The 25,172-nt window shown below is 69.8% G+C and carries 25 protein-coding genes; 5 read left to right on the top strand and 20 right to left on the bottom strand.

All coding sequences use genetic code 11. The annotated features are described in order from the left end of the window. Positions 1 to 190: 190 nt before the first annotated feature. From OG395_RS15785 to OG395_RS15805, 5 genes are all read right to left on the bottom strand, one after another. Entirely contained in the window at positions 191 to 718 is a 528-nt protein-coding gene (locus tag OG395_RS15785) for a hypothetical protein (protein ID WP_327243513.1), read from the bottom strand. After that, positions 715 to 2,151, bottom strand: a complete 1,437-nt coding sequence (locus tag OG395_RS15790) for a HAMP domain-containing sensor histidine kinase (protein WP_327243514.1) — start codon at positions 2,149 to 2,151, stop codon at positions 715 to 717. Before OG395_RS15790 ends, OG395_RS15785 begins: the two co-directional genes overlap by 4 nt. Further along, complete coding sequence (locus OG395_RS15795; protein WP_327243515.1) at positions 2,148 to 2,831, bottom strand: response regulator transcription factor; 684 nt, start codon at positions 2,829 to 2,831, stop codon at positions 2,148 to 2,150. Before OG395_RS15795 ends, OG395_RS15790 begins: the two co-directional genes overlap by 4 nt. Positions 2,832 to 2,930: 99 nt before the next feature. Then, entirely contained in the window at positions 2,931 to 4,619 is a 1,689-nt protein-coding gene (gene murJ, locus OG395_RS15800) for a murein biosynthesis integral membrane protein MurJ (protein WP_442818564.1), read from the bottom strand. Then, positions 4,616 to 5,788 carry a lipid II:glycine glycyltransferase FemX gene (locus tag OG395_RS15805; RefSeq protein WP_327243516.1) on the bottom strand — a complete coding sequence of 391 codons (1,173 nt, stop codon included), beginning with the start codon at positions 5,786 to 5,788 and terminating at the stop codon, positions 4,616 to 4,618. The genes murJ and OG395_RS15805 overlap by 4 nt, the downstream gene beginning before the upstream one ends. Positions 5,789 to 6,015: 227 nt before the next feature. Between OG395_RS15805 and OG395_RS15810 the strand changes: the two genes are divergently transcribed. Together OG395_RS15810 and OG395_RS15815 are read left to right on the top strand one after the other, a co-directional pair. Continuing rightward, positions 6,016 to 7,239: a L,D-transpeptidase gene (locus OG395_RS15810; RefSeq protein ID WP_327243517.1), complete on the top strand. Its 1,224-nt coding sequence runs from the start codon at positions 6,016 to 6,018 to the stop codon at positions 7,237 to 7,239. Positions 7,240 to 7,386: 147 nt separating this feature from the next. After that, positions 7,387 to 8,982: a CocE/NonD family hydrolase gene (locus tag OG395_RS15815; protein ID WP_327243518.1), complete on the top strand. Its 1,596-nt coding sequence runs from the start codon at positions 7,387 to 7,389 to the stop codon at positions 8,980 to 8,982. Positions 8,983 to 9,041: 59 nt separating this feature from the next. Here OG395_RS15815 and OG395_RS15820 read toward each other — a convergent pair whose 3' ends face one another. From OG395_RS15820 to OG395_RS15845, 6 genes are all read right to left on the bottom strand, one after another. After that, positions 9,042 to 9,908, bottom strand: a complete 867-nt coding sequence (locus OG395_RS15820) for an amino acid ABC transporter permease (RefSeq protein ID WP_327243519.1) — start codon at positions 9,906 to 9,908, stop codon at positions 9,042 to 9,044. Further along, a complete protein-coding gene (locus OG395_RS15825) occupies positions 9,905 to 10,549 on the bottom strand; it encodes an amino acid ABC transporter permease (protein WP_327243520.1) in 645 nt (214 codons plus the stop codon). The genes OG395_RS15820 and OG395_RS15825 overlap by 4 nt, the downstream gene beginning before the upstream one ends. Positions 10,550 to 10,566: 17 nt before the next feature. Beyond that, a complete protein-coding gene (locus OG395_RS15830) occupies positions 10,567 to 11,478 on the bottom strand; it encodes a glutamate ABC transporter substrate-binding protein (protein WP_327243521.1) in 912 nt (303 codons plus the stop codon). Positions 11,479 to 11,492: 14 nt separating this feature from the next. Continuing rightward, positions 11,493 to 12,236 carry an amino acid ABC transporter ATP-binding protein gene (locus OG395_RS15835; RefSeq protein ID WP_327243522.1) on the bottom strand — a complete coding sequence of 248 codons (744 nt, stop codon included), beginning with the start codon at positions 12,234 to 12,236 and terminating at the stop codon, positions 11,493 to 11,495. 123 nt (positions 12,237 to 12,359) lie between these two features. After that, positions 12,360 to 12,800, bottom strand: a complete 441-nt coding sequence (locus tag OG395_RS15840) for a DUF6278 family protein (RefSeq protein WP_327243523.1) — start codon at positions 12,798 to 12,800, stop codon at positions 12,360 to 12,362. A 331-nt stretch (positions 12,801 to 13,131) separates the two neighbouring features. After that, positions 13,132 to 13,305, bottom strand: a complete 174-nt coding sequence (locus OG395_RS15845; protein WP_327243524.1) for a hypothetical protein — start codon at positions 13,303 to 13,305, stop codon at positions 13,132 to 13,134. 403 nt (positions 13,306 to 13,708) lie between these two features. Between OG395_RS15845 and OG395_RS15850 the strand changes: the two genes are divergently transcribed. The 3 genes from OG395_RS15850 to OG395_RS15860 all read left to right on the top strand — a co-directional run bounded on the left by OG395_RS15850 (position 13,709) and on the right by OG395_RS15860 (position 16,726). After that, positions 13,709 to 14,941 (top strand): Cmx/CmrA family chloramphenicol efflux MFS transporter, encoded by a 1,233-nt coding sequence (locus tag OG395_RS15850; protein ID WP_327243525.1) that lies wholly within the window; start codon positions 13,709 to 13,711, stop codon positions 14,939 to 14,941. Between the two features lie 235 nt (positions 14,942 to 15,176). Beyond that, the gene (locus OG395_RS15855; RefSeq protein WP_327243526.1) at positions 15,177 to 16,376 is read left to right on the top strand and encodes an IS110 family transposase; all 1,200 of its coding nucleotides are present in this window, start codon (positions 15,177 to 15,179) and stop codon (positions 16,374 to 16,376) included. Positions 16,377 to 16,453: 77 nt separating this feature from the next. Further along, on the top strand, positions 16,454 to 16,726 hold the full coding sequence (locus OG395_RS15860; RefSeq protein ID WP_327243527.1) for a mycoredoxin: 273 nt from the start codon (positions 16,454 to 16,456) through the stop codon (positions 16,724 to 16,726). A 24-nt stretch (positions 16,727 to 16,750) separates the two neighbouring features. Here the strand turns inward: OG395_RS15860 and OG395_RS15865 are convergent, their stop codons facing one another. The 9 genes from OG395_RS15865 to OG395_RS15905 all read right to left on the bottom strand — a co-directional run bounded on the left by OG395_RS15865 (position 16,751) and on the right by OG395_RS15905 (position 25,140). Next, complete coding sequence (locus tag OG395_RS15865) at positions 16,751 to 17,077, bottom strand: hypothetical protein (protein WP_327243528.1); 327 nt, start codon at positions 17,075 to 17,077, stop codon at positions 16,751 to 16,753. A gap of 71 nt (positions 17,078 to 17,148) precedes the next feature. Further along, positions 17,149 to 17,928, bottom strand: coding sequence for an exodeoxyribonuclease III (locus OG395_RS15870; RefSeq protein WP_327243529.1), 780 nt, complete (start codon positions 17,926 to 17,928; stop codon positions 17,149 to 17,151). A gap of 48 nt (positions 17,929 to 17,976) precedes the next feature. Next, positions 17,977 to 18,633 carry an MBL fold metallo-hydrolase gene (locus OG395_RS15875; RefSeq protein WP_327243530.1) on the bottom strand — a complete coding sequence of 219 codons (657 nt, stop codon included), beginning with the start codon at positions 18,631 to 18,633 and terminating at the stop codon, positions 17,977 to 17,979. 13 nt (positions 18,634 to 18,646) lie between these two features. Continuing rightward, the gene (gene pcaDC, locus OG395_RS15880) at positions 18,647 to 19,909 is read right to left on the bottom strand and encodes a bifunctional 3-oxoadipate enol-lactonase/4-carboxymuconolactone decarboxylase PcaDC (protein ID WP_327249355.1); all 1,263 of its coding nucleotides are present in this window, start codon (positions 19,907 to 19,909) and stop codon (positions 18,647 to 18,649) included. Positions 19,910 to 20,305: 396 nt separating this feature from the next. Next, a complete protein-coding gene (locus tag OG395_RS15885; RefSeq protein WP_327243531.1) occupies positions 20,306 to 20,902 on the bottom strand; it encodes a hypothetical protein in 597 nt (198 codons plus the stop codon). A 13-nt stretch (positions 20,903 to 20,915) separates the two neighbouring features. After that, positions 20,916 to 22,079 (bottom strand): ROK family glucokinase, encoded by a 1,164-nt coding sequence (locus OG395_RS15890; protein ID WP_327243532.1) that lies wholly within the window; start codon positions 22,077 to 22,079, stop codon positions 20,916 to 20,918. A 177-nt stretch (positions 22,080 to 22,256) separates the two neighbouring features. After that, positions 22,257 to 23,111, bottom strand: a complete 855-nt coding sequence (locus tag OG395_RS15895; protein WP_442818565.1) for an ATP-binding cassette domain-containing protein — start codon at positions 23,109 to 23,111, stop codon at positions 22,257 to 22,259. After that, a complete protein-coding gene (locus OG395_RS15900; protein ID WP_327243534.1) occupies positions 23,078 to 24,130 on the bottom strand; it encodes an ABC transporter permease in 1,053 nt (350 codons plus the stop codon). The genes OG395_RS15895 and OG395_RS15900 overlap by 34 nt, the downstream gene beginning before the upstream one ends. Beyond that, complete coding sequence (locus tag OG395_RS15905) at positions 24,127 to 25,140, bottom strand: sugar ABC transporter substrate-binding protein (RefSeq protein ID WP_442818566.1); 1,014 nt, start codon at positions 25,138 to 25,140, stop codon at positions 24,127 to 24,129. Before OG395_RS15905 ends, OG395_RS15900 begins: the two co-directional genes overlap by 4 nt. Between the last annotated feature and the right edge of the window lie 32 nt (positions 25,141 to 25,172).

A 25,172-nucleotide genomic window follows, 5' to 3' on the forward strand; every position in this document is an offset into this window, starting at 1 on the left:
CGATGCGGCCCGCACCGGGGCGGATGCGAGCACCGACACCAGGTGGAACCCGCCGTCGAAGGTCACCGGACCACCGCGCCGGGACAACGCCCTGATCAGCGTGATCGGCTTCGAGCGCCCGGACGGCACTCCGGCACCGGCCGGGTCGCACCCGGCCGGACGATCTCGTCCCGAGTCCACCCGGGGACGGTCAGACGGTGCAGTGGGCGGGCCCGACGGAGCCATCGGTGCCGGACAGCGTCACCGCCGCACCCGGATCGGGCACGCCGGAGTGGACTGCCGTGCAGATCAGCTGCTGCTGGGCGAGTCCGGAAAGTCCGGTGACAGGGCCGTCCAGCCGGACCAGCACCCCGCTCCGATTCACGGCCATGCTCAACCCGGCATGGCTCTGGGGGAGTTCCGTGGCCAGTCCGGCATCCCGCTCCGTTCTGGAGGGGCCCGCGAAGAGCAGGACGAGCGCCTTGCCCGACGAGCCCTTCAGATCCCCCGTACCCGAGGACGCGGTCTCCGTCGGTATGTCGATCTGCCGTACGACGGGCAGCAGCGTCCCCGGGGAGGACGAGGAGACGAAGTACAGCAGTGTGCCCTCCCGGCTCCCCGTCGCCACGTCCACGGTCGCCGGATCGCCGACCTCGACCACGTCCGAGGCCCGGATGCCGCACCCGGTCGCCGGCAGCGCGAACGCCATCAGCGCGACCAGGGCGCGCAGCCGCCTCACACCCCCTCCCGTGGCAGCTCGACGGTGAACACCGCGCCGCCGGAGGGGACGTTGGCGGCGTGGACCGTGCCACCGTGCAGCCGTACGTTCTCCTGCGTGATCGCCAGACCGAGTCCGCTGCCCGCCGACCGGGTTCGTGCCGCGTCGGCCTTGTAGAACCGGTCGAAGATGTGCGGCAGCACGGCTGCGTCGATCCCGGGACCGCTGTCCGCGACCTCCGTCACCAGACGGTCCCTCCCGTCCCGCCGCTCGGTCCACAGCCGTACGGAGACGGGCTCGGCGCCGTGCCGCAGCGCGTTGCCGACCAGGTTGGCGACGATCACATCGAAACGGCGCGGATCGAGCACCGCCCTTACGCCTTCCGGGAGTTCGGTGGCAACCCGGTCCTCCCACCGTCTGCTCTGCAAGGTCTTGCGGATCGTCTCGGCGACATCGACCTCGTCGGGATGAAGGTCCGCGGCCTTCGCGTCGAAGCGGGAGATCTCCATCAGGTCCTCGACCAGTGTGGCCAACTTCCCGGTCTCCGCGCTGATCAGCCGCACGGCTGCCGCAGTGTCGGCGTTCAGGTGCGCGGCGTCCTCGTCCAGGACCTCGGTGACGGCGAGCATCCCGGCGAGCGGGGTGCGCATCTCGTGCGAGACGTCGGAGGCGAAGCGTCTGGCCCGTTCCTCCGCCTGCCGGAGCTCCTCCACGGACTGCTGGAGCTTGGTGGACGACTCATTGAACGTCCAGGCCAGATCGGCGAGTTCGTCCGAGCCCTTCACCTCGATGCGGGTGTCGAGCTCGCCTCGACCGATACCGGCGGCGGCCCGCCGCAGATCACGCACCGGGCGCAGCACACTGCGGGCGGCGAGCAGTGCGGGCACCAGCGCGATGAGGAGGGCGGGCAGGGCTCCGTCGCGGGCCGCGGTGACCATGGCGCTGACATTGGCCTCCTCCGGGAGGAGCGGCATCACGGCGTAGAGGACGAGCCCGGTGGGCTGACGCCCCTCGCCCCGGTCGAACATCACGGGCATCCCGATCGTCAACCAGGGTTTTCCGTCCTTGACGACCCGCTGGAACGAGGCGTGCGCGGTGTTCCGGGCCGCATCGCGCAGTTCGGGTGTGATCACGTTGGAGACGGACCGGTCCGAGGACGAGACCTTCAGGTCCGCGTATTCGGCGAAGACGATCCAGGTGTGCGGCTTGCCCTCGCGGGCGAGTGTCTGACACATCGTCCGGAGCCTGGTCGCGTCGACCGGCAGGGACACCGCCTGTGCGGTGATCCGGTCCCGGAACTGGGCGACCGCCGTGTCCTGCGCCTGTTGAAGGATCGCGGACCGGGCCTCGCGGTAGGTCAGGGTCGCGGTGGTGACCGCGCTGATCGCCGCGACCAGCAGAAAGGCGGATATGAGGCGGATGCGCAGGCCGAACCGGGCGGCGAGAAGCCTCATTCGAGCGGCCCGAATCGGTAGCCGAAGCCACGGACGGTCTGGATGTAGCGGGGGCTGCCCGCCACGTCCTCGATCTTCTGCCGCAGCCGCCGCACACAGGCGTCGACGAGCCTCGCGTCGCCGTGGTAGCTGTGCTCCCACACGTATTCGAGGAGTTGCTGCCTGCTGAAGACCTGCTCGGGCGAGGCCGACAGGTACAGCAGCAGCTTCAGTTCGGAGGGGGCGAGCAGGAGGCGCTCCCCCGCCTTGGCGACGGAGAGCCCGGCGCGGTCCACGGCGAGTTCGCCGTGGAACTCGATGCCGCTGCGCCCGACCGGCTCGGCGAGCCGTCGCAGCACGGCCCGGATCCTGGCCTCGATCACCTCGGTACGGGCGGGTTTGACGATGTAGTCGTCGGCCCCGGCCTCCAGCCCGACGACCACGTCGAAGTCGTCGCCGCGTGCCGTGAGCATGATGATCGGCAGCTGGCTGGACTCCCTTATGCGACGGCAGACCTGGACGCCGTTCATGCCGGGCAGCATCAGATCCAGCAGGACGAGATCGGGCCGGAACTCCGCCAGCGCACCGAGTCCCGCCTCCCCGCTCTCCACGGCCCGGAGTTCATGCCCGCGCCGACGCAGCCCGAGCTCGACCCCTTCCCGTACGGAGGGGTCGTCCTCGATCAGAAGCACACGCGGCATGGCACCAGTATCCCCACGATCGTGATCGAACCTGTCCGGCACATCAAGCCCCTCCGGCTATGGGGAACGGGACGGCAGCCGGACGCGAACGCCACGCTCTCACCGTCCCCCGACCCCCCGGATCCGCGCACGCCCCGCACTCAACATCACGCTGACCTCGCTCAACCGCAGCGGCCGGGCCAACAGCCCCACCACCCCCAGCAGCACTGCCGTACCCGCCCCCACGGCCGCGAAGTCCCCGAACCCGTCGCACGCGCGGGCCACCCCGTACGCCAGCGCCCCCGCCGGCACACACGCCACCACCAGCCGTGCATGCGCCCACAGTCCGGCCGAGCGCCACAGCACCGACCCTGCTCCCCCGGCGCCTTGAGACACCCTGCGATGCAGCACATACCCCGTGACCGCGAACCCCGCGAAGAGTGCCACCGAGTACGCCCCCGCCATCCCCGTCACCGCCCACCGCGCAGGCAGCATCAGATAGGCGAGCGCCGACAGCCCGGCATTGAGCGCGGCGATCACCAGGTTCAGGAAGAACGGCGTACGGGTGTCGCTCATCGCGTAGAACCCACGGGACAGCACGTACTGCCCGGAGTACGCGATGAGCCCCGGCGCGAACGCCATCATCATCCCCGCCATCACCGCGATGTCGGCGTCGCCGGTACGGCCGTATCCGAACACGGCCCCCATCACCCACGGCGCCAGCGCGAAGAACGCACCCGCCGCGGGCACCACGACCGCGGCCGTGGTCCGCAGCGCGTACGAGACATCGCGGCGCACCCCCGCGAGGTCGCCGTCGGCCGCCGCCCGGCTCATCCGCGGCATCAGCGCCGTGACGAGCGAGACGGTCACGATGCCCTGCGGCACCACCCACAGCTGAAAGGCGTAGCTGTACGCGGTGTAGCCCGCGCCGCCCACCACCCCTTGCTCGACGGCGTGCTGTCCGGTGATGGTGGAGAGCCGGGTCACCACCCAGTAGGCGCCCTGGTTCGCCAGGACCAGCATGACGAGCCAGCCGGCCGACCGCAGCGGACGGGTCAGACCGCTCCCCCGCCAGTCGAACCGGGGTCGCCAGCGGAACTTCGCGGCCCGCAGCGCGGGCACCAGGGCCACCGTCTGCACGACAATTCCGGCGGTCGTCCCCCAGCCCAGCAGCCGTGCATGGGTGGCGGTCAACTCCCCGCCGGAACCTGCCACGACCGTCAGATAGAGCCCGAACACCGCGATGATGACCACGTTGTTGAGGACTGGGGTCCACATCATCGCGCCGAACCGGTTCCGGGAATTGAGTACTTGGCCGAGGAGGGTGAAGAGCCCGTAGAAGAGGATCTGCGGCAGGCAGTAGCGGGCCAGCGCGATCGTGAGCTCCGCCTGCTCCCCGGAGTAGTCCGTGTAGGTGCCGACGATCAGCGGGGCGCCGACGACCGCGAGCGAGGTGAGGGCGACGAGGCCGACGGTGCAGACGGTGAGCAGCCGGTCGGTGTACGCGGCGCCGCCGTCGCTGTGTTCCCTGGCGGCCCGCACCAGCTCCGGGACGAACACGGCATTGAGGGCCCCGCCGATCAGGAGCATGTAGAGGATGTTGGGGACGGTGTTGGCGACCGTGTATCCGTCGGCCGTGAGTCCGGTACCGAGGGCGGCGACGACGACCGCCGAGCGTATGAACCCGGTCGCCCGCGAGACGATCGAGCCCGCGGCCATGACGGCGCCACTGCGCAGCACCGATCCCGGCTTCTGCTGTCCCCCCGGCCCCTCCTGCGCGACCGCCCCGGTCGTCTGTGCGGCGGTCACCGGCGGGCCAGGTACGCCTGGAACGCCCTGTACAGCGTGTTGTTGGCGGCTCCGCCCACCGATGTCTCCCACTCCCCGAGGGTCTCGACGACCTGCCCGCCTGTGCCGAGCTTCCAGCGCAGCAGTCCGAAGGAGCGGTCGCCGGGGTCAAGGGTGGAGGGTACCCCGCGCATGTCGTACAGCTCGGCGCCGAGGGCGTGCGCATCGAGCAACATCCGCCACTGGAGGGCGTTGCTGGGGCGGACCTCGCGCCGGTGGTCGGCGGACGCGCCCGTCTGGTACCAGACCTGCCGCCCGGCGCTGATCATGGTGTGCGCGGCGAGGATCTCGCCCTCGTGGACGGCGAGATAGAGCTGCATCCGGCCGGGCTGTTCGGCGTTGAGCACGGCGTACTGCCGCTGGTAGTACGCGAGGGAGCGGCCGAGGCGGAAGCCGTCGCGCTCCTCGGTGATCCGCAGCAGCCGGTGGAACTCGGGCAGTTCCGCCGCGCCGCCGACGACGATCCGGACACCGGACTTCTCGGCCTTGCGGACGTTGCGGCGCCACTCCTGGTTGAGTCCCGCCCACAGCTCGTCAGGGGTGCGTCCGGCGAGCGGCACCTGGAAGACGTAGCGCGGCTGCGCGTCGGCGTCGTTGCCCGCGTCGCCGTCCCCGCCGCACCGACGCCAGCCGCGCGCCCGGAGTCGGTCGGCGACCGCGGTGCCGAGCGGGTCCGCCTCCGTCGCCAGTACGTCGCGGATCTTCCGGCCGGGCCCGGTGGCCGCCTTGAGCCGGGCGGCGTCCCAGCGGCGGTACGCCGGTGACGGCCCCATCCGTACGGCGAAGGCACCTGCCTTCCGCAGATACGCCGTCAACGGCCGCAGCCAGCGGTCGATCTCCGGATCGGCCCAGTCGGCCACCGGCCCTTCCGGTAGATAGGCAAAGAATTTACGGGTGCCCGGGAATTGCCGGTAGAGGACCAGGGCACTGCCGGCCAATTCACCGTCGTCGCCGTGCCATCCGACCATTTCCGACGTCCATCGGTCCTTCACGCCGGCCCAGGACGGATACTGCAGAAAGCTCGCCCCGGGCCGCGCGGTCACACCCGCCCGGTGCTCGGCGGCGGTGAGGCTGCGTATACGCATCCCCTGTTCACCTCTGCGGTCACCGGTCGCGAGCAGCGCTGACATGTCCGTGGCCCTCCCCTGGTCCCGCCCCTCCGCTCGGCTCGGCGGGGCTGCACAGGATGCTCACAGCGGTCCATGACGGGGTCGAGCGGCGCATGTGACCGGACGATGACCGTTGCGCTCCATTCCTTGTCACACAACGGAATCCATGGCCTTTCGGGGATTTGAGGAACCTAATGTCTGGTGAATGCCTCTCCACCGGTGAGAAGCACAGCCCTGGAGGTTTTTCGTTGTTCTCTGCACGCCGGCACATACGCCGTACCGCGCCCTCGGCCCGCCCGGCCCGGCTCACCCTGATAACCGGAACGGCGGTGCTCGGTGCCGCCCTGACCGCCTGCTCCGGCGCTGCCGCATCGGACGCCGGTTCCGGATCCGGTCACGCCGCCGGGACTTCTCAGGCTCCGGACACCAGGATCTCGGTGAACCTCCAGGGCTCCGGGGCCACCGCGGGCAAGCCGGTGAAGGTGACGCTGGCCGACGGAAAGCTCAAGACGGTGAAGGTGACCGCCGCCGAGGGCGACGCGCTCACCGGCCGGATATCCGGCGACGGCCGCAGCTGGACCTCGGACCGGGTCGCCGCACCCGGCACCGAGTACAGCGTCGAGGCGACGGACACCAGGGGTGGCACGGACCGTGCCGGCTTCTCGACAGCCGAGGCCGACAAGGTCAACAAGCTGACGCTCGCCCCCGGCAAGAACACCACGGTCGGTATCGCCCAGCCGCTGTCGATCGTCTTCGACAACCCGGTGAAGGACAAGGCGGCGGTCGAGAAGGCACTCAAGGTGTCCACGTCGAACAACACCGAGGGCTCCTGGGGCTGGCTGCAGGACTACTCCGGCAAGGACCGCGTCGACTGGCGGCCCAAGAACTACTGGAAGTCCGGTACTCGCGTCACGCTCGACGCCGAACTGGACGGCATCAACTCCGGAACGGCCGGCGGCTGGTTCGTGCGCGACTACCGGACGACCTTCACCATCGGCCGCAACCAGGTGGTCAAGGTCGACCTCGACCGTCACCGGCTTGCGCTGCACCGGGACGGGAAGACGGTCATCGACGTGCCGATGTCGGCGGGCACCCCGGGAGGCGAGAAGGCGTCCTGGCGGGGCACCGCCGTACTGATGGCGAAGGAGGGCACGATCAACATGCGCTCCGAGACGGTCGGTCTGGGCGATGCGTACGACAAGATGGTCGACTCGTCGATGCGGCTGACCTGGTCGGGGATGTACGCCCATGCAGCGCCGTGGAACGCCGCGTACTTCGGGGTCGCCAACCACAGTTCCGGCTGCGTGGGAATGAGCAATGCGAACGCCGCCGAACTGTTCGAGAAGGCGCAGGTCGGCGACCCGTTCGAGATCACCGGCGCGGACGCCAAGGGGACGGTCGCGGTGGGCAACGGCTACGGGGCGTGGAATGTGTCCTGGGCCGACTGGCAGGCGAAGAGCGCACTCAGCTGACGCGTTGCCCTGCTCCCGGCCCCCGGCCGCTACTGACATCGCGTCCAACAATCGTTACCCTCACGCAACTCACCGGGGAGTTACCAACGGTAAGCGACTGGAGTTACCGTCGGGTCACTTTGCACTGACACGCGTGAGGAGTGACCCGTGGGACGTCCGTACCCGGCTCTGCGCACCACCGCTGCCCTCGGAACCGCCGCCGTCCTGATCGCCGGAGCCGCCCTCGGCGCGGCCCCGGCGGCCGTCGCCGACACCCCCGCCGCGCCCGTGGCGGATTCCGCCCCGAGCCTGACGTTCCATGACATCCCCGGCTCCGGCGGAATCACGCTCAAGGGCAATGTCTTCACACCCGCCGGCGCGAAGACCGGCGAGAAGCACCCGCTCATCGTGCTGCCCACCAGCTGGTCGATGCCGCAGATCGAGTACCTGGCGCAGGCACAGCAGCTCGCCGACTCCGGCTATGTGGTGGTCAGTTACACCTCGCGCGGCTTCTGGCTCTCCGGCGGGAGGATCGAGGTCGCCGGTCCGCCGGACATCGCCGATGTCTCCGCCGTGATCGACTGGGCGCTCGACCGGACGCCGGCCGACCCGCAGCGGATCGGCATGGGCGGCGTCTCGTACGGCGCGGGCATCAGCCTGTTGGCAGCCGGACACGACAAGCGGATCAAGGCTGTCGTCGCGCTGAGCGGCTGGGCCGATCTCATCGACTCCATCTACAGCGGCCGCACCCAGCACCTCCAGGCAGCCGCGCTGCTCGGTGGCGCCGGCCTGCTCACCGGCCGCCCGAGCGACGAGCTCAACCAGACCCTGACCGACTTCCTCGGCTCCAACCTGGCCAAGGAACAAGACATGATCGCCTGGGGGAAGAAGCGCTCCCCCGCCACACATCTGGACGAGATCAACGCCAACGGCGCCGCCGTGATGATGGGCAACGCCTGGGGCGACACGATCTTCCCGCCCAACCAGTACGCCGCGTTCTTCGAGAAACTCAGCGGCCCCAAGCGCCTGGAGTTCCGCCCGGGTGACCACGCCACCGCGGAGGCCACCGGGCTGCTCGGTCTGCCCAACGACATCTGGACCGACGCACACCGATGGTTCGACCGCTACCTCAAGGGCGAGCGCAACGGCATCGACCAGGAGCAGCCGGTTCAGCTCAAGTCCCGTACGGACAGCGGTTACGAGGGCTACCCGGACTGGAAGTCGGTCGGCGCCGCCAAGGAGCGGCTCGCGCTCGGCGGTACGGAGAAGGTCTACGCGAACGTCGACTCGGGCGCCAATGGCGGCATCACCCTGCTGTCGAACGCCCTCGACCAGTTCGTGAAGCTGCCGCCGGTCGTCTCGATCCCGCTGCTGCCGCGCACGTTCGCAAGCGTCTGGCAGTCCGAGAGGTACGGCTCCGCGCGGCACATCCGGGGCACCGCGAGGCTTCACACCACGGTCACCAGCAACAAGGAGAGCGGCACCCTCGTCGCGTATCTCTACGACGTGGGGCCGCTCGGCCTCGGCAAGCTGGTGAGCAACGCCCCCCATACCTTCCACGGACAGTCTCCGGGCCGCCCGTTCGCCGTCGACCTGGAGCTGTTCTCCACCGCGTACGACGTCCCGGCCGGTCATCGTCTGGCCCTGGTGATCGACACCGTCGACCCCCTGTACATCGAGCACAACCCTTCCGGCGCACAGCTGACCTTCTCCTCGCCGGGCGCGGACCCCTCGTACCTGTCCGTCCCGTTGCGCGAGAAGTGATCACCGGCTGCTGCCGGGCGGGTACCGCTCCTCCGGACGGCCGTACGGCCGGTCCCGGGCTACTTCACTCCCGGCAGCAGCGTTCCCGGTTCGGCCGGTGCGACTTCCACGGCCTCCGTCTTCGGACTGCGCCGCTCCCGCTTGGCCACCCAGGTGGCGAACCACGAGAGCAGCATGCACATCCCGATGTAGATCGGCGAGATCACCATCACCACGGGGATGAAGGGAAGGTCGTAGTCGAGGTTGGACGCGATGAGTTTGCCCGCGTGGAGGAACTCCTCGTACGTGATCAGATAGCCGAGCGAGGTGTCCTTCAGGGCCACCACCAACTGGCTGATGATGGTGGGCAGCATGGCGCGGACCGCCTGGGGGGCCAGCACGAAGGTCATGACCTGCGTCTTGCGCATCCCCAGTGCGTACGCGGCCTCGCGCTGGCCGCGCTCCACCGAGTTGATGCCGGTACGGAACACCTCGGCGAGCACCGAGCCGTTGTAGAGGGTCAGTCCGGCGACCAGCGCGGGCAGCGGCTGCACCTTCAGCGCCACGAAGATGAAGAAGATCATCACCAGGACGGGCATGGCCCGGAAGAACTCCACGACGAGCGTGGCCAGCCAGCGCACCGCCCGGTGTTCGGAGAGCCGGCCGACGGCCAGGACCGCCCCGAGGGCCAGTGAGAGCACCGCCGCGTAGGCGAAAGCCTTGAGTGTGTTGCCGAGTCCGCGCAGCAGGAGTTCCTGGATGCCCTTGTACTCGAAGGGGGTCCACTTGGCGCTGGTGAACTGCTGGGTCTCGACGAGCAGATAGATGATCCAGCCGACCAGGGCAATGATCACGGCCGTCGAGACGATTCCGTACGCGAAGTGGCGTTTACGGGTCCGCGGACCCGGGATGTCGTAGAGCGCGGAGGCGGCCGCCGTCCGGGTCATCGGGCCACTCCGTAGCGCTTCTCCAGCACGTTGAAGAGCGCGCTGATGGACAACGTGATGATGAGGTAGCCGACGGCGATCCAGACGAAGGTCCAGATGATGCTGTAGCCCAGCTCGTTGAGGGTCTTGTAGGTGCCGAGCAGTTCGGTGACGCTGAACGCCCCCGCGATCGCCGAGTTCTTGGCGAGGGCGATGAGCGTCGAACCGACCGGCGGGATCACCGAGCGGAACGCCTGCGGCAGCACCACGTTGCCCAGCGTCTGCCCGAAGGTCATTCCGAGACTGCGGGCCGCCTCGCCCTGCCCCTGCGGCACGGTGTTGATGCCGGAGCGGAGCACCTCGCAGATGAACGCGGAGGTGTAGCAGCCGAGGGCGAGGATCGCGAAGACCTTGAACGGCAGGACCAGGCCGAAACGCGGCAGACCGAGCAGGACGGCGAAGAAGAGCAGGGTCAGCGGGGTGTTGCGCAGCACCGTCACCCAGACCGTGCCGAACACCCGCAGCGAGCCGACGGGCGCCACTCGGAACGAGGCCATGACGAAGCCGAGGACCAGCGCCAGGATCGAGGCGTAGACGGTGAGTTCGAGAGTGCCGAGGAAGCCTTTGCCGTAGAGCGAGAAGTTCTCTGTGAGTACGTCCATGGACGTGGCCCGTCCTCTCAGGTCGCCGGGTAGCGGTCGATGGGCGGCGGAGTCGGCGCGGGCACCCCGGACAGGCCGAGCGTGGCCTCGAACGCCTTCTTCCAGTTGCCGTTCTTCTCGTTGGCCTCAAGGGCGTCGTTGAGTGCGAACCGGAGCGCGTTGTCGCTGCGCTGGACGCCGATGCCGTACGGCTCCTCGGAGAACGGCTTGCCGACCACCTTCAGCTCCTTGGGCGCCTTGGCCGCGAAGCCCAGCAGGATGGCGTCGTCGGTGGTGACGGCGTCGACCTGGTACGTGAGCAGGTTGTCGACGCAGATCGAGTACGTGTCGTACGCGACCAGGATCGCCTTCGGGTAGTCGGCCGCGATGCGCTGGTACGGGGTCGAGCCCGCGGCCGAACAGACGGTCCTGCCGGCCAGGTCCTGCGGGCCGTTGATGTCGTGCTCGTCGGTGCGCACGAGCAGGGACTGACCTGCCATGAAATACGGCCCGGCGAACCCGACGAGCTTCTTGCGCATGTCGTTGATGGTGTAGGTGCCGACGTAGTAGTCGATCTGCCCGTTCTGCAGCGCGGTCTCGCGGTTGGCGGAGGCGATCGTCTTGAAGTGGATCGTCTTCGGGTCGAAGCCGAGCGAGGCCGACATCATCCGGGCGATCTCGATGTCGAATCCGGAGTAGATGCCCGTGGCCGGGTCCTTCTCGCCCAGATAGGGCTGGTCCTCCTTGGCCCCGACCCGGAGGTATCCGCGCTTCCTGGCCTTCGTCCAGGTCTTCGATTCGGGCAGCCGGAACGCGGTGTCGACCTTGTAGACCGGCAGCTGGCCGGGCTTGGGCCCCTTCACCGGAGGGCTGCCCTCCTTCCCGCAGCCGGCGGCGATGACGGCCAGTAGGAGGCCCGAGCAGGCGGCCAGAAGTCTTCTCGTACGCAACAGTGAGCCTCCCGTCAGTGCTTGAGGATCTTGGACAGGAAGTCCTTGGCCCGGTCGGTCTCAGGGGCGGTGAAGAACGCCTCCGGGGTGCGGTCCTCGACGATGCGGCCGTCGGCCATGAAGACCACACGGTTGGCAGCGGACCGGGCGAACCCCATCTCGTGGGTGACGACGACCATGGTCATGCCGTCCCGGGCCAGCTGCTGCATGACCTCCAGCACCTCGTTGATCATTTCCGGGTCGAGCGCCGAGGTCGGCTCGTCGAAGAGGAGGGCCTTGGGGTCCATGGCGAGGGCGCGGGCGATGGCCACCCGCTGCTGCTGACCGCCGGAGAGCTGGGCGGGATACTTGTCCGCCTGGGAGGCAAGCCCGACCCGCTCCAGCAGCTCCCGGGACCGCAGGTCGCACTGGTCCTTCTTGCGCTTGCGGACCTTGAGCTGAGCGAGCGAGACATTGGCCAGCACGGTCTTGTGTGCGAAGAGATTGAAGGACTGGAAGACCATCCCGACTTCGGCCCGCAGCTCCGCGAGTCCCTTGCCCTCCTCCGGGAGGGGCCTGCCGTCGATGGCGATGTAGCCCGACTCGATCGTCTCGAGCCTGTTGATGGTCCGGCAGAGCGTCGATTTGCCGGAGCCGGAGGGGCCGATGACCACCACCACCTCTCCGCGGCCGACGGTGAGATTGATGTCCCGCAGTACGTGCAACTTTCCGTAGTACTTATTGACGTCCCGCAGCTCGATCAACGGATCGACGGCCATACGCTGCCCTACCCACTTATCGCTGTGTCGAGGTCAGCGCAAACTATCCATCCCAGCAAGGGACTTCGTACCCGACACGCACAAATGGGGTATAAGGCGTTTTATTAGGTTTCGGCGTTTCGCCTACCCTTCGGCTGACTCCGCGTACACCTGCGAGAGCTCAGGGATGCCGGCCATCGCCCAGTCGAGCCCTGCCTCGACGACATCGATCTCCCGCCCGGAGGCGAGCCGCACCACCGGCTGCCCGCTGGGCCAGATGTGCCAGACGGCACCGGGGACGTTCCGTACCAGGACCGTGCCGAGGTACAGCCCGGCGTCGTTACCCAGCCAGGGCAACTCCTCGGGGTCGTCCCGCCAGCGGGGCGGCAGTTGGTCGAGCGCCGTCAACGAGGCCGGAGTGTCGTCGAGTTCGAGCCCTCGCTGCCCCGCTCGGACACGCAGCAGCTCACACTCCGCGAGCAGCTCGGCCACGCCGTCCGGGTCGGCCTCGACGGCGGCCGCGAGGCCCGCCCCGCGCCTACCGTCGTGACGCTTACGCCAGTTGTCCAAGAAGGGGATGTTCATGCCACTCAGGGTCGCATCCCAGCCCGGTTACGCACCACAGGGCGCGCGGTCTGTCGTTCGAGTGCTGAACCAGGTGCGCACGCCCACCCGTGCGCCGCCGCGCGCGCCGCCCGCAACCGCCGGGCAGGCCGTCACACCCGCCCGACCCGGCCGACGGACGGCCAGGACGCGGTACCGGAGCGCCGGTGTGCGCCGCGTCCAGCCAGTACTCGATCGCGTACCGGGCGGGCGTGGCCGCCACCGGATCGACGCGTCCGAGCAGTACGCCGTCCAGCCGCACTCCGCACCGCACGGAACCGTCCCCGGGAACGTCGGCCAGGTGCCGCCCCACTCACGCACGGTCGGCAGCCGGCTCCTCCTCGTGCGCGCCGGCCGAGGCCGGACGCACGCGGTTCCGGTCCAGCAGCGCGACCTGCTCCGCCGTGTCGGCGCGAGTCTGCTCCCGCAGCGTCAGGCCCGTCGGACGAGTCCTCAGCACATGCGCACCCACGAGCTCGTCCGTCATGACCGCGCAGCCCACCCAGGTACGTGTGCAGGCCATTTCCTGTGAAAGGGGTGGAGGCGGAGTGATCCCGACTGGTACGTTCGCGATCATGTCCAGCCCCGAGGCGAACAAAAACTAGCCACCGGTCCCGCCGGTGGCTGACCCGCTGTCGAGTCGATCCCGCACGGCCGATCAGGCCGGAGGATCGCTTCTGCCCGGCTGCCGCCGCAGGACCACCGCAGTGTGGGCTGCACCTCCCCGTATGCGCTCGTGCCCTGATTTCCGGCCACGACGCTGCCCGCGTTGTCGCGTCACGTCCATGAACAGGCCTGACGCTCTTACGCGTTGCCGCTCGACCCGTCGGGCGGGCGCGGCCCACACCCCCTGCCTGGTCCTTCCATCAGTCTGCCCATGGGGTTTCTTCATGCCATTCGCTGTCTACGCGCTCGGGCTCGCCGTCTTCGCCCAGGGCACCTCCGAGTTCATGTTGTCCGGTCTGGTCTCGGACATCGCCGACGACCTGCACGTATCCATCCCGGCCGCCGGCCTGCTGACGTCGGCGTTCGCGGTCGGGATGGTCGTCGGCGCACCCGCGATGGCGCTCCTCAGCCGGAACTGGCCCCCGCGTCGCGCGCTGCTGTTCTTCCTCTCCGTCTTCACCGCCGTCCATGTCATGGGCGCGGTCACACCCGGCTACGGCCTGCTGCTGGCGACACGGATCGTCGGAGCGCTGGCCAACGCGGGTTTCTGGGCCGTGGCGCTGGTGACCGCGGTCTCCGTGGCCGGACCCGGCGCCCGGGCACGCGCCACGTCGGTGGTGGTCGGCGGTGTCACCGTCGCCTGTGTCGCGGGGGTGCCCGCCGGTGCGGTTCTGGGCGGGCACTGGGGGTGGCGCGCTGCGTTCTGGGCCGTGGCCCTCGTCTCCGTACCGGCTCTTGCGGTGATCGCCAGGACGATCCCCGGCGAACGGGCCGAGTCCCACGCGGTGGGCGGGCGTGCCGAACTGCGGTCCCTGACCGAGCCGCGGCTCGCTCTCACCCTGCTGACGAGCGCACTCGTGCAGGGCGCGACCTTCTGCGCGTTCTCCTATCTGGAGCCGCTGGTCACCCGGGTCACGGGGGTCGGCGCCGGGTGGGTGCCTGCCGTGCTCGCGCTGTTCGGGGTCGGCTCGTTCCTGGGTGTCACCGTCGCGGGCCGGATCGTCGATGCGCGGCCGGTCGCCGTCACCAGCGCCGGGCTGGTGGCACTCACCGCCGGCTGGGCCGGGCTGGCACTGACCGCGGGGAGCCCGGTCGCGGTCGTCGCGCTCGTCCTGGTCCAGGGCATGCTCGCGTTCGGCACCGGAACAGCGCTGATCTCGCGGGTGCTCCAGTCGGCGCCCGGTGCGCCGACGCTGGCCGGCTCGTTCTCCACGGCCGCCTTCAACGTGGGCGGCGCGCTGGGGCCCTGGCTCGGCGGCATCACGATCGGTGCGGGGTTCGGCTTCCGGTCGCCGCTGTGGGTGAGTGCGCTGCTGATGGTCCTGGCGCTCGGCGCGACCGCGGCGTCGACCGCATATGACGCCCCGCCCGGCGCTGAACGGGCGGGGCGGTCGGAGCCTTCGCAAGCAGCCAGCAAGCGGGACAATGACAGGGATCACCGTATCGGCGACCACTGACATTGATACTCGTAAGTGGGTTCCGGTGGTCGTGGCTCCACCACTGACTGACGCCCTGCTGGGCTGTCCTCCGGTTGTTCTGTCCGGCTGCCGGGACCCGTTCTTCATGGCTCCGGCCAGGTGGAACATGACCTGATAGGAGCTTGGTCAGAAGCCCCCTCAATGTCCTGTCTGCCCCACCCGGCCGGGCGCCACCTCCGGCTAGGAAGGCACCTTCAGCATGACAGCAGCGGGCATGACGGACACAGCGCACGAGACCGTGTACGGAGGAGTCGACTCCCACAAGGACACGATCCACGTGGCGGTCGTCACCGACCACGGTGGCCACGTCACCGACGCCGAGTTCCCGACCACGACCGCCGGCTTCGCCGCGGCGATCGCGTTCCTCAACGCACACGGCACCGTGACCGCCGTCGGAGTGGAGGGAACCTCCTCCTACGGCCTCGGATTCACCCGTGCCGCCCGCCACGCGGGCCTGGCAGTGGTGGAGGTCAACCGGCCCGACAAGGCCGAACGCCGCCGGATCGGCAAGTCCGATCCGATCGACGCCTACGCGGCCGCCCGCGCCGCCCTGTCCGGACGGGCGGCAGCCGCGCCGAAGGATGACACCGTCAGCGGCATACGCGCCCTCCACAACGCAGCCCGGTCCGCGATCAAGGCCCGCACCGCCACCCTGAACCAGATCGGCCACATCCTCATCACCGCCCCGGACGGCATCCGCGCCAAGTACCGTGCCCTGCACGGCAAGACGCAGATCAACGCCCTCGCCCGCCTGCGTCCCACCGGCGACCAGCTGCATGTCGCCGTCCTGACCGCACTGAAGAGCCTCGCCCAGCGCGTCCAGGCCCTCACCACCGAGCACGACGCACTCACCGCGGCACTGGACGCCGCCGTCACCGAGCAGAATCCGGGCCTGCGCGCCGCCTACGGCGTCGGCCCCGACACCGCCGCCCAGCTCCTTGTCACAGCCGGCGGAAACCCTGAACGCCTGCGCACCGAGGCATCCTTCGCAGCCCTGTGCGGCGCCGCCCCCGTACCCGCCTCCAGCGGCAAAACCAACCGCCACCGTCTCTCCCGGGGCGGCGACCGCGCCGCCAACGCCGCTCTCTACCGGATAGCCCTCGTACGGATGGCCAGCGATGGCCGCACCCGCGACTACGTGACCAGGCAGACCGAAGCCGGACGGACCAAGAAAGAGATCATCCGACTCCTCAAACGCGCGATCGCCCGGGAAGTCTTCCGCTGCCTCACCACAGCGGTGGCCGTCCCCGCCATCGCCGACCTGCGACCCGCGCGCCAGGCCAAGAAAATCACCCTCACCGCCGCCGCCCACCACTTCAACGTCTGGCCCGCAGTCATCTCCTGCATCGAACGCGGCACCCGCCGTGACGACACCCTCGCCAACGCCTACCGCGACTGGCTAACCGCCGCTTGACAGCCAATAGGAGCATCAATCGGCCCGGGCCGATCTGAGATGCTTGCCCTCGCACGTGGGCGAACAGGGGGAAGCGCATGGCCGAGGACCGCGACGGCATGGTCGTCTACTGGCGGCCCGGCTGCCCGTACTGCATGAAACTCCGCCTGCGGCTCCGGTTCACCCGCCTCAGGTACACCGAGGTGAACATCTGGCGGGATCCCGAGGCGGCGGCGTTCGTCCGCTCGGTCGCCGACGGGAACGAAACCGTTCCGACGGTGTCCGTGGCCGGGCACGCGATGGTCAACCCGTCCAAGCGGCAGGTGCTCGACGCGGTCCGGGCCCACGCGCCGCAGCTGGAGGCGTCGTAGGTCCGGACCGGCCGGACGGGACAATCAGGGACTGGGTGTCGGCGGCTCGTCGACACCCACCTTCATGCCGCCGCCCTGTTCGTCCTCCAGCTGTTTGACGGCGTCCCGGGTCGCGTCGCCGATATGGGCATTGAAGATGTCCTCGACAAAGCCCGCCACGACCTCGGGGGCGACGCCCTTGCACTCCGTCGGAACGATTCCGTCGGCCGTGTTCTCCACGAACCGCTTCTCCATGACGGCCCTGCACGCCTTCGGATCGGCCTTGGCGGGCGCGTCGCCGCCACATCCGGTGAGCACGAGGAGCAGGGCGGCGGCGCCGGTGGCGGCAAGAGCTCGGGTACGGGTCTGCACGGTCCCCCCGGGACGTTGCCGATCAAGGCGCCATTGTGCGCCAGGAGCAGCGCGACGTCACCGGCCGGCGGTCACAGATCCAGATCGACGACCACCGGCGCATGGTCGGACGCGCCCTTGCCCTTGCGCTCCTCGCGGTCCACATAGCTGTCCTTGACCGCCGCCGTGAAGGGGGCGTTGCCGTAGACCAGGTCGATCCGCATGCCCTTGTTCTTCGGGAAGCGCAGCTCGCGGTAGTCCCAGAAGGTGTACGGGCGGTCGTACTTGAGCGGGCGCGGCATCACGTCCGAGAGGCCCTCCTCGCGGAGGGTGGCGAGGGCGGCGCGCTCGGCGGGGGTGACATGCGTGGCGCCCTCGAACAGGGCGGGGTCCCAGACGTCCTCGTCGGTCGGCGCCACGTTGAAGTCGCCGAGGACCGCGAACGGCTGGGAACCCGCGGCGTCGGGGCCGACCGCCTTCTGCAGGGCCTCGAACCAGCGCAGCTTGTACGCGTAGTGCTCGTGGGCGATCTCACGCCCGTTCGGCACGTACACCGACCAGAGACGGACCGGGCCGCAGGTCGCCGAGATCGCCCGGGGCTCCTGCACGCCCTCGTAATCGGGGCCGCCGGGCAGCCCCATGAGGACATCGGCCAGGCCCACCCGGGAGACCAGCGCGACCCCGTTCCACCGGCCCGTGGCGTTGACCGCGGACTCGTAGCCGAGCTCGCGCAGCTCGTCCGCCGGGAACTGCTCGGCCGCGCACTTGGTCTCCTGGATGCACAGCACGTCCGTGCCGGTGCTCTCCAGCCAGGCCAGCAGCCGGGGGAGGCGGGCGGTGATCGAATTGACGTTCCACGTGGCGATGCGCATGTACGTAAACCTAGCGGCTCCCACTGACAGTCGCCGGACCGGCGCCGGTCACAGGTCGGTCGAGTCACCCGGGGTCAGCCGGCCGTGGTCGGTGCCGCCGAGGCTGCCGATCTGCCGGTCGTAGATCGGGCGGGCGAGATCGGTGAGCAGCGCGTCGTGGATGTCGATGGCGCGCCGCGGCTTGACCTCGCGTACGTAGTCGATGACCTCGGAGATCTTGTTCCATGGGGCCATCACCGGAAGCATCAGGGTGTCGACGGGGTGGTCGGGCACGGTGAGCGCGTCGCCCGGATGGAAGAGCGAACCGTCCACCAGGAAGCCGATGTTGGTGATCCGCGGGATGTCGGGGTGGATCACCGCGTGCAGTTCGCCGTGCACCTGTACGTCGAAGCCGGCCGCGGAGAACGTGTCCCCGTGTCCGACGGTGTGGACGCGCCCGGGGAACGCCGCGGAGAGCTGGTCGGCGACGCTGCGCAGGGTCCAGATCTGTGCGGCCGGGTTGGCCTCCAGACCGGCCCGCAGCCGGTTCTCGTCGAAGTGGTCGGGGTGCTCGTGCGTCACCAGCAGCGCGTCGGCGCCGAGTGCCGCGTCCTCCTCCGAGAAGCCGCCCGGGTCGATGACAAGGGTCCGCCCGTCCTTCTCCAGGCGGATGCAGGAGTGCGTCTTCTTCGTCAGGGTCAGGTGCACGGGGTTCGCAGCAGTCATGGTCCCCATCCTGCTACGGGCGGGGCCTCGTTTCTTCCTGAATCACGGTCTGGGCGATCGTGAACGCGGCGCCCGCGGCCGGTATGCCGCAGTAGACGGCGGTCTGCAGCAGCACCTCCTTGATCTCTGTGGGCGTCAGCCCGTTGCGCAGGGCGGCCCTGATATGCGCGGCCAGGCTCTCCAGATGGCCGGAGGTAACCAGCGCAGTGAGCGTGATGCAGCTGCGGGTGCGGCGGTCCAGGACCTCACGGGTCCAGGTCTCTCCCCAGGCGTAGCGCGTGACGAGCTCCTGGAACTCGCCGGTGAACTCGTCGGAGGCGGCCATGACCCGGTCGACATGGGCGTCGCCGAGCACCTCGCGGCGTACCCTCATGCCCGGTTCGTACGGGTCGGCGCGGCCGCTGGTCGCGGCCTCCGGCTGATCCGTCGCGGGGGCGATCTCCGCGATGGGCAGCACGGGGGCGGAGAGCGCGGGGCCGGTGCCCGGGACGGGGATGGCGGCGAGGGTGTCCTGCCAGCTCGTCGAGAAGTGGGTGACGAGCAGGTCGGTGACGGCTGCGGGCTGCTCGACCGGGGCGAGGTGCGAGGCCCCGGGGACGAGGGCGAGCCGGGCGTCCGGGATGCCCGCGACCAGGGTCCGGGCCTCGGCGGGCCCGGTGACCCGGTCCTCGGCGCCGACCAGCACGAGGGTCGGGACGCCGATGCGGCTGAGCTCGGTACGGATGTCGAAGGAGGCGAGCGCTTCGCAGGCGGCGATGTAACAGCCGGGGTCGGTGGTGCGGACCATCTGGACGGCCCACTCGACGATCGCGGCCTGGGCGGCGGCGAAGCCGGGGGTGAACCAGCGTTCCGGCGCGCTGCGGGCCATGGGCTCCAGGCCGTTGGTGCGGACGACCACCCCGCGCTGCCGGAACTCGTCGGCGCTGCCGAACCGGGGCGAGGCGGCGACCAGGGCCAGCGAGGCGACCCGGTGCGGATGGCGCAGCGCGAGGTCGGCACCGATCGCGCCGCCGATGGAGCAGCCCGCGTAACCGAAGCGCTGGACGCCGAGACCGTCGAGGGTGGCCAGCAGCCGGTCGGAGAGTTCACCGACGGAGGTGGCCGGGTGGGCGGGGGCGCCGCCGTGGCCCGGCAGGTCGAAGCGGAAGATCCGCCAGTGCTGGGAGAGCTCCGGTATCTGCCGGTCCCACATGTGCCAGGTGGTGCCGAGCGAGGGGCCGATGACGAGGACGGGGGCGTCCTGCGGCCCGTCGAACCGGTACTGCAGGGTGTGCACCGGCTGCGCGTGGGAGGCCTGCCGGGGCGGGGCGGGCTGCGTCGGTGGCGCGGGCTGCACGGGTGGCGCCTGTCGGCCCGGCGGCACCGGCTCCAGGTGCGCGGCCTGGAACGGGGTGTGCTCGGGCTGCACGTGCGACGGCGGCGCCGATGTGGTCTGCGGTCCGTGGAACGGATCCACCGGCTGGAGATGCAGCCCGGGCTGCGTGCCTTGCACGGCAGCGTACGGATCCACGGGCTGCAGACCCGGGAACGGCTCCACCGTCTGCGGCCCCTGGAACGGCTGCGCCGGTGGTGCGGACTGCGGCCCCGGGAAGGACTGCGCGGACTGCGGGGTCTTCGTCTCACTCACATCGCTCACTCGCTCCAGGTTAGTGAGCGCCCTGTCGGCTTCTGGTCAGGGGGTGGCCGCAGACACGACATATACGACAGGGGATGCCGGATCGGTCATGTCGACACTGATGTTCTGGGTGGGACGCGGGTCCTTGTTGGTGTGCGTGGTGCCCGCCCAGTCGGCGCCGGGGCCGAAGTACCAGCCGGCGATCTTGGTGTCGCGGGCCCCGATGGTGACCTCGCCCTCCTGCAGGGCGGCGCGACCGCTGCCGAGACGGCTCAGGAACCGGTCGAGCCCGGCGGACGACGTGCGGAACTGCACGTACATCCGGCTGGCCTTCCAGTTGTTGGTCTCGTAGTACTGGACCTCCAGTGCGTTGCCGGGGATCGGCAGCTCGAAGATCCTGCGCTGCATCCGGGACGGCCAGCCCTCGCGCATCCCCTGCGCGGCGGCCTCGGCCTCCTTGTCCTGACCGGAGCGACGGCTCTGCCCTGCGGAGATCAGCAGATAGCCGGCCGGGACGCCGATCAGCAGCACGATGATGGTCGCCGTGATCAGGCGCCGGCGGATCGTCCGGCGCCGGTCCTGCGGGGGCCTGCCGCCACCCTCGCCGGGCGGCGAGGACTGGCGCGGCACAACGGGGTGCTCGGCTGTGGTCATGTTCTGGGAATCCCTAGGAGGTGCGGGTGTTGCGCGTGGAGCGGATGGTGTTCGCGGCCTGGTCGTAGATCTGCGCATACCGCTCGTACCGCTCGACGCGACGGCGGTTGGTGCGGCGGAACCTCCGCGCGACCAGCCGGGCCAGGTCGGCGGCGCCGACCATACCTGCCTCCGGGCCGAGCTGCGCCTTCGCGATCCGGGCCTCGGGCCGGTAGCCGCGGCCGGTGAGGTGGCGTTTGAAGGCGTCCCTGGCGGGGCCGATCAGCAGATCGTCCGCGGCGCTCACACCGCCGCCGATGACGAAGCAGGAGGGGTCGAGCGCGGCGGCCAGATTGGCGATGCCTACGCCGAGCCACTGGCCGATGTCCTGGAGGAGCTCGATGCACATCGCATCGCCCTCCCGGGCCAGTTCGGTGATGAGCGGCCCGGTGATCTCGGGGATGTTCCCCTTGACGCGCTCGATGATGCCGTGGGCGACCGGGGAGTCCGCGGCGGCCAGCTCCCGGGCCTCGCGGACCAGGGCGTTGCCGGAGCTGTACTGCTCCCAGCAGCCGCGGTTCCCACAGGGACAGCGGTGCCCGCCGGGCACCACCTGCATGTGGCCGAACTCACCGGCGACGCCGTACTTGCCGCGCTTGACCTGACCGTCCTCCAGGATCGCGCCGCCGATGCCGGTGCCGAGCGTGATCATGACCAGATGGTCCTCGCCGCGGCCGGCGCCGAAGCGCCACTCCGCCCAGGCGGCGGTGTTCGCGTCGTTGTCGACCATGACGGGGACGACGAGGCGCGAGGCCAGGGCGTCCCTGAGGGGTTCGTCGCGCCAGGCGAGGTGCGGAGCGAAGAGCACCTTGGAGCGGTCCGCGTCGACCCAGCCCGCCGCGCCGATGCCGACGGCGTGCACGTCGTGCCGGTCGGAGAGATCGAGGACCAGCTCGACGATGGTGTCCTCGACGACCTTGGGGCTCTTGGACTTGTCGGGCGTCTCGGTGCGCAGCTGCTCCAGGATGTTGCCGTCGGCGTCGACGACGCCCGCCATCACCTTCGTACCCCCGATGTCGATGCCGACGGTGGGCACCCGGGGCGCGGTGAGGTGCGAGCGCCGCTCACGGGTGCCGACGGTCCGCAGGACGGTGGCGCGGGCGGAGCCGCGGTGTGCGAAGTCGCGGTACGTGCTCATCGTCCCTGCGGGGTCTGGGGGGCCGGGTGGTGATGCTCCCGGCGACGGACGGCGCCCGTCGGGCTCGATTCTGCCACTGCCGGGGCGCCGGGGCGGGCGGCCGGGCCCCGCGGCGCCTTCGCCCCAGGGGTGTCGGGCGGATCAGGGTCGAGCCCGGCCATGATCCGCCGGACATTCCTAAGGCGTGTCGTCGGTGTCCGGGCGCCCCGGTGACGTGGCCCGCTGGAGCTCGTGGCTGAGCTCCTCGAGCTCGCTGCCGCCCGCCATCTGGCGGGTCAGCTCGTCGAGCGTGATGCCGTCCTTGGCGTGGCTGCCGGACATGGCACCCCTCTTGAGCAGCACGAACCGGTCTCCGACCAGATACGCGTGGTGCGGGTTGTGCGTGATGAGAACCACGCCGAGTCCGGCGTCCCGGGCGGCCGCGACGTACTTGAGCACGACCCCGGACTGCTTGACGCCGAGCGCCGCGGTGGGCTCGTCCAGGACGAGCACCTTGGCACCGAAGTAGACGGCGCGCGCGATGGCGACGCACTGGCGCTCACCGCCGGACAGGGTGCCGATCGGCTGGTCGACGTCGCGCAGGTCGATGCCCATGCGCAGCAGTTCGGAGCGGGTGGTCTCGCGCATCTTCCGGACGTCGAGCGCCTTGAACGGGCCGACACCCGTCGTCGGCTCGGAGCCGAGGAAGAAGTTCCGCCAGACGGGCATCAGCGGGACGACGGCCAGGTCCTGGTAGACGGTGGCGATGCCCCGGTCGAGGGCGTCTCGCGGATTGGCGAGCGTGGTCTCCTCACCGTCGATGAGGAACGTGCCGGCGTCGTGCCGGTGCAGGCCCGCGATGATCTTGATGAGGGTGGACTTGCCCGCGCCGTTGTCGCCCAGTACGCAGGAGATCTCGCCCGCGTGGACCACCAGCGAGACGTCCTGGAGCGCCTTGATGTTGCCGTAGAACTTGCTGACGTGGTCCAGCTCGATCAGCGCCCGGGGGGCCGGGGTCGTCATGTCGTCGCCTCCGCGCGCTTGCGTACCCATGCGTTGAGCAGGGTGGCCAGGAGCAGCATGGCTCCGAGGAAGAACTTGAACCAGTCCGGGTTCCACTCCGCGTACACGATGCCCTTGCTGGTCATGCCGAAGATGAACGCGCCGACCGCCGAGCCGATGGCGGAGCCGTAACCTCCGGTGATCAGGCAGCCGCCGATGACGGCCGCGATGATGTACGTCAGCTCGTTGCCGACGCCCTCACCGGACTGCACCACGTCGTACGAGAACAGCAGATGCTGCCCGGAGACCCAGGCGGCGAAGGCGACCCCGAGGTACAGCCCGACCTTGGTACGGATCACCGGGACGCCGACCGCGCGGGCCGCGTCGGCCTCGCCGCCGACCGCGAAGATCCAGTTCCCGAAGCGGGTACGGAGCAGGATCCCGGTGGCGATCGCCACGAGCACCGCCCACCACAGGATGGTCACCTTGAACTCGACCCCGCCGACGGTCCACTCCGAGGCGAAGACCTTGCGGGCCGAGTCGAAGCCCTCCATGTCGCCGATGGACTTCGTCGACACGGTGCCGCTGATCAGCTTGGTGAAGCCGAGGTTGAGACCGGTCAGCATCAGGAACGTGCCGAGCGTGATGATGAAGCTCGGAAGTTTGGTACGGGTCAGCATGAGCCCGTTGAACGCACCGATGGCCAGGGTCACCAGCAGCGACACGAAGACGCCGACCCAGACGTTGGCCGTCATCTGGTAGCTGAACATCGACGAGACCAGCGCGGAGCTGGTGACCAGCACACCGGCGGAGAGGTCGAACTCGCCGCCGATCATCAGCAGGGCAACCGGCGCCGCCATGATCCCGATGGTGGACGCCGCGTACAGCACCGTGCCGAAGCTGGACGCGCGCAGGAAGCTGTCGGCGACGATCGAGAAGAAGAGGAAGACGGCCGCGGCGCCGACGACCGATCCGAGTTCGGGACGGCCCAGGAGCCTGCGCAGCGGTGAGGTGCGCAGCAGCCGCTCGTCGGCCCCGGAGGGCGCGGGTGGTTGCTCCGTCGTGGTCATCGGGTCCCCCGCTTCGTGTACTCCGCCAGCTGGGCGGCGTCCTTCGAGGTGATGATCTGCGGGCCGGTGAGGACGGGGCGGCCGCCGCCGAGCACATTGCGGTTGTAGCGGTAGAGCCAGAGCAGGTCGACGGCCTCGTACCCCTGGAGGTACGGCTGCTGGTCCACGGCGAAGCCCAGGGTCTTGTCCTGGAGCGCGGTGGCGACCTTGGCGTTCAGGTCGAAGGTGTCGATCTCGGCCTTGGAGCCCGCGGTCCGCTTCGCCTTCACAGCGGCGTCGGCGAACGGCGCGCCGAGGGTGACGACCGCGTCGATGCTCTTGTCCGCCTGGAGCTTCGCCTCGATGGACGCCTGGACGTCGGGCATGTTGGTGCCCTCGACGTACAAGTTCTGCATCTGCCCGTCGAAGGTCTTCTTCGCTCCGGCGCAGCGCTGCTCGTGCCCGATGTTGCCCTGCTCGTGCAGGATGCACAGGGCCTTCTTGCGGCCGCGCGCGTTGAGCTCGTCGCCGACGGCCTCGCCCGCGACGGACTCGTCCTGGCCGATGTGGGTGAGCGCGCCGAACGCCTTGGACTCCGCGGAGCCCGAGTTCACGGTGATCACCGGGATCCCGGCCCGGGTCGCCTTGGCGACGACGTCCTTCAACGCGTCGGGCTTGGCGAGCGTGACGATCAGCCCGTCGACCTTCTGGTCGATGGCGGCCTGGACGAGCTGGGCCTGCTGCTGCGCCTCGTCGTTGTGCGAGTACAGGAACTTGATGTTGTCCTTGACGGCCGCCTGCTTCGCACCGTTCTGGACGATGTCCCAGAAGGTGTCGCCGTCGCCCGAGTGCGTGACCATGGCGAAGGTCCAGCGGGGTGTGTTCACCGCGGACCGGCCCTCGGCGGCGGCCCGGGCCGCGCGCTCCTCCGCCCGCTTGCCACCGGTGCTGCTGCATCCCACGAGGGAGGCCCCGAGCACCGCCGCAAGCACGGCGCCCATCGCACGTACCCCTGTCCGAACCCTTGCCACGACGTGGTGCCCTTCTTGTGCTGCTCGCTGTG

This window comes from Streptomyces sp. NBC_01320, from assembly GCF_035974375.1.
GTDB lineage: Bacteria > Actinomycetota > Actinomycetes > Streptomycetales > Streptomycetaceae > Streptomyces > Streptomyces yanii.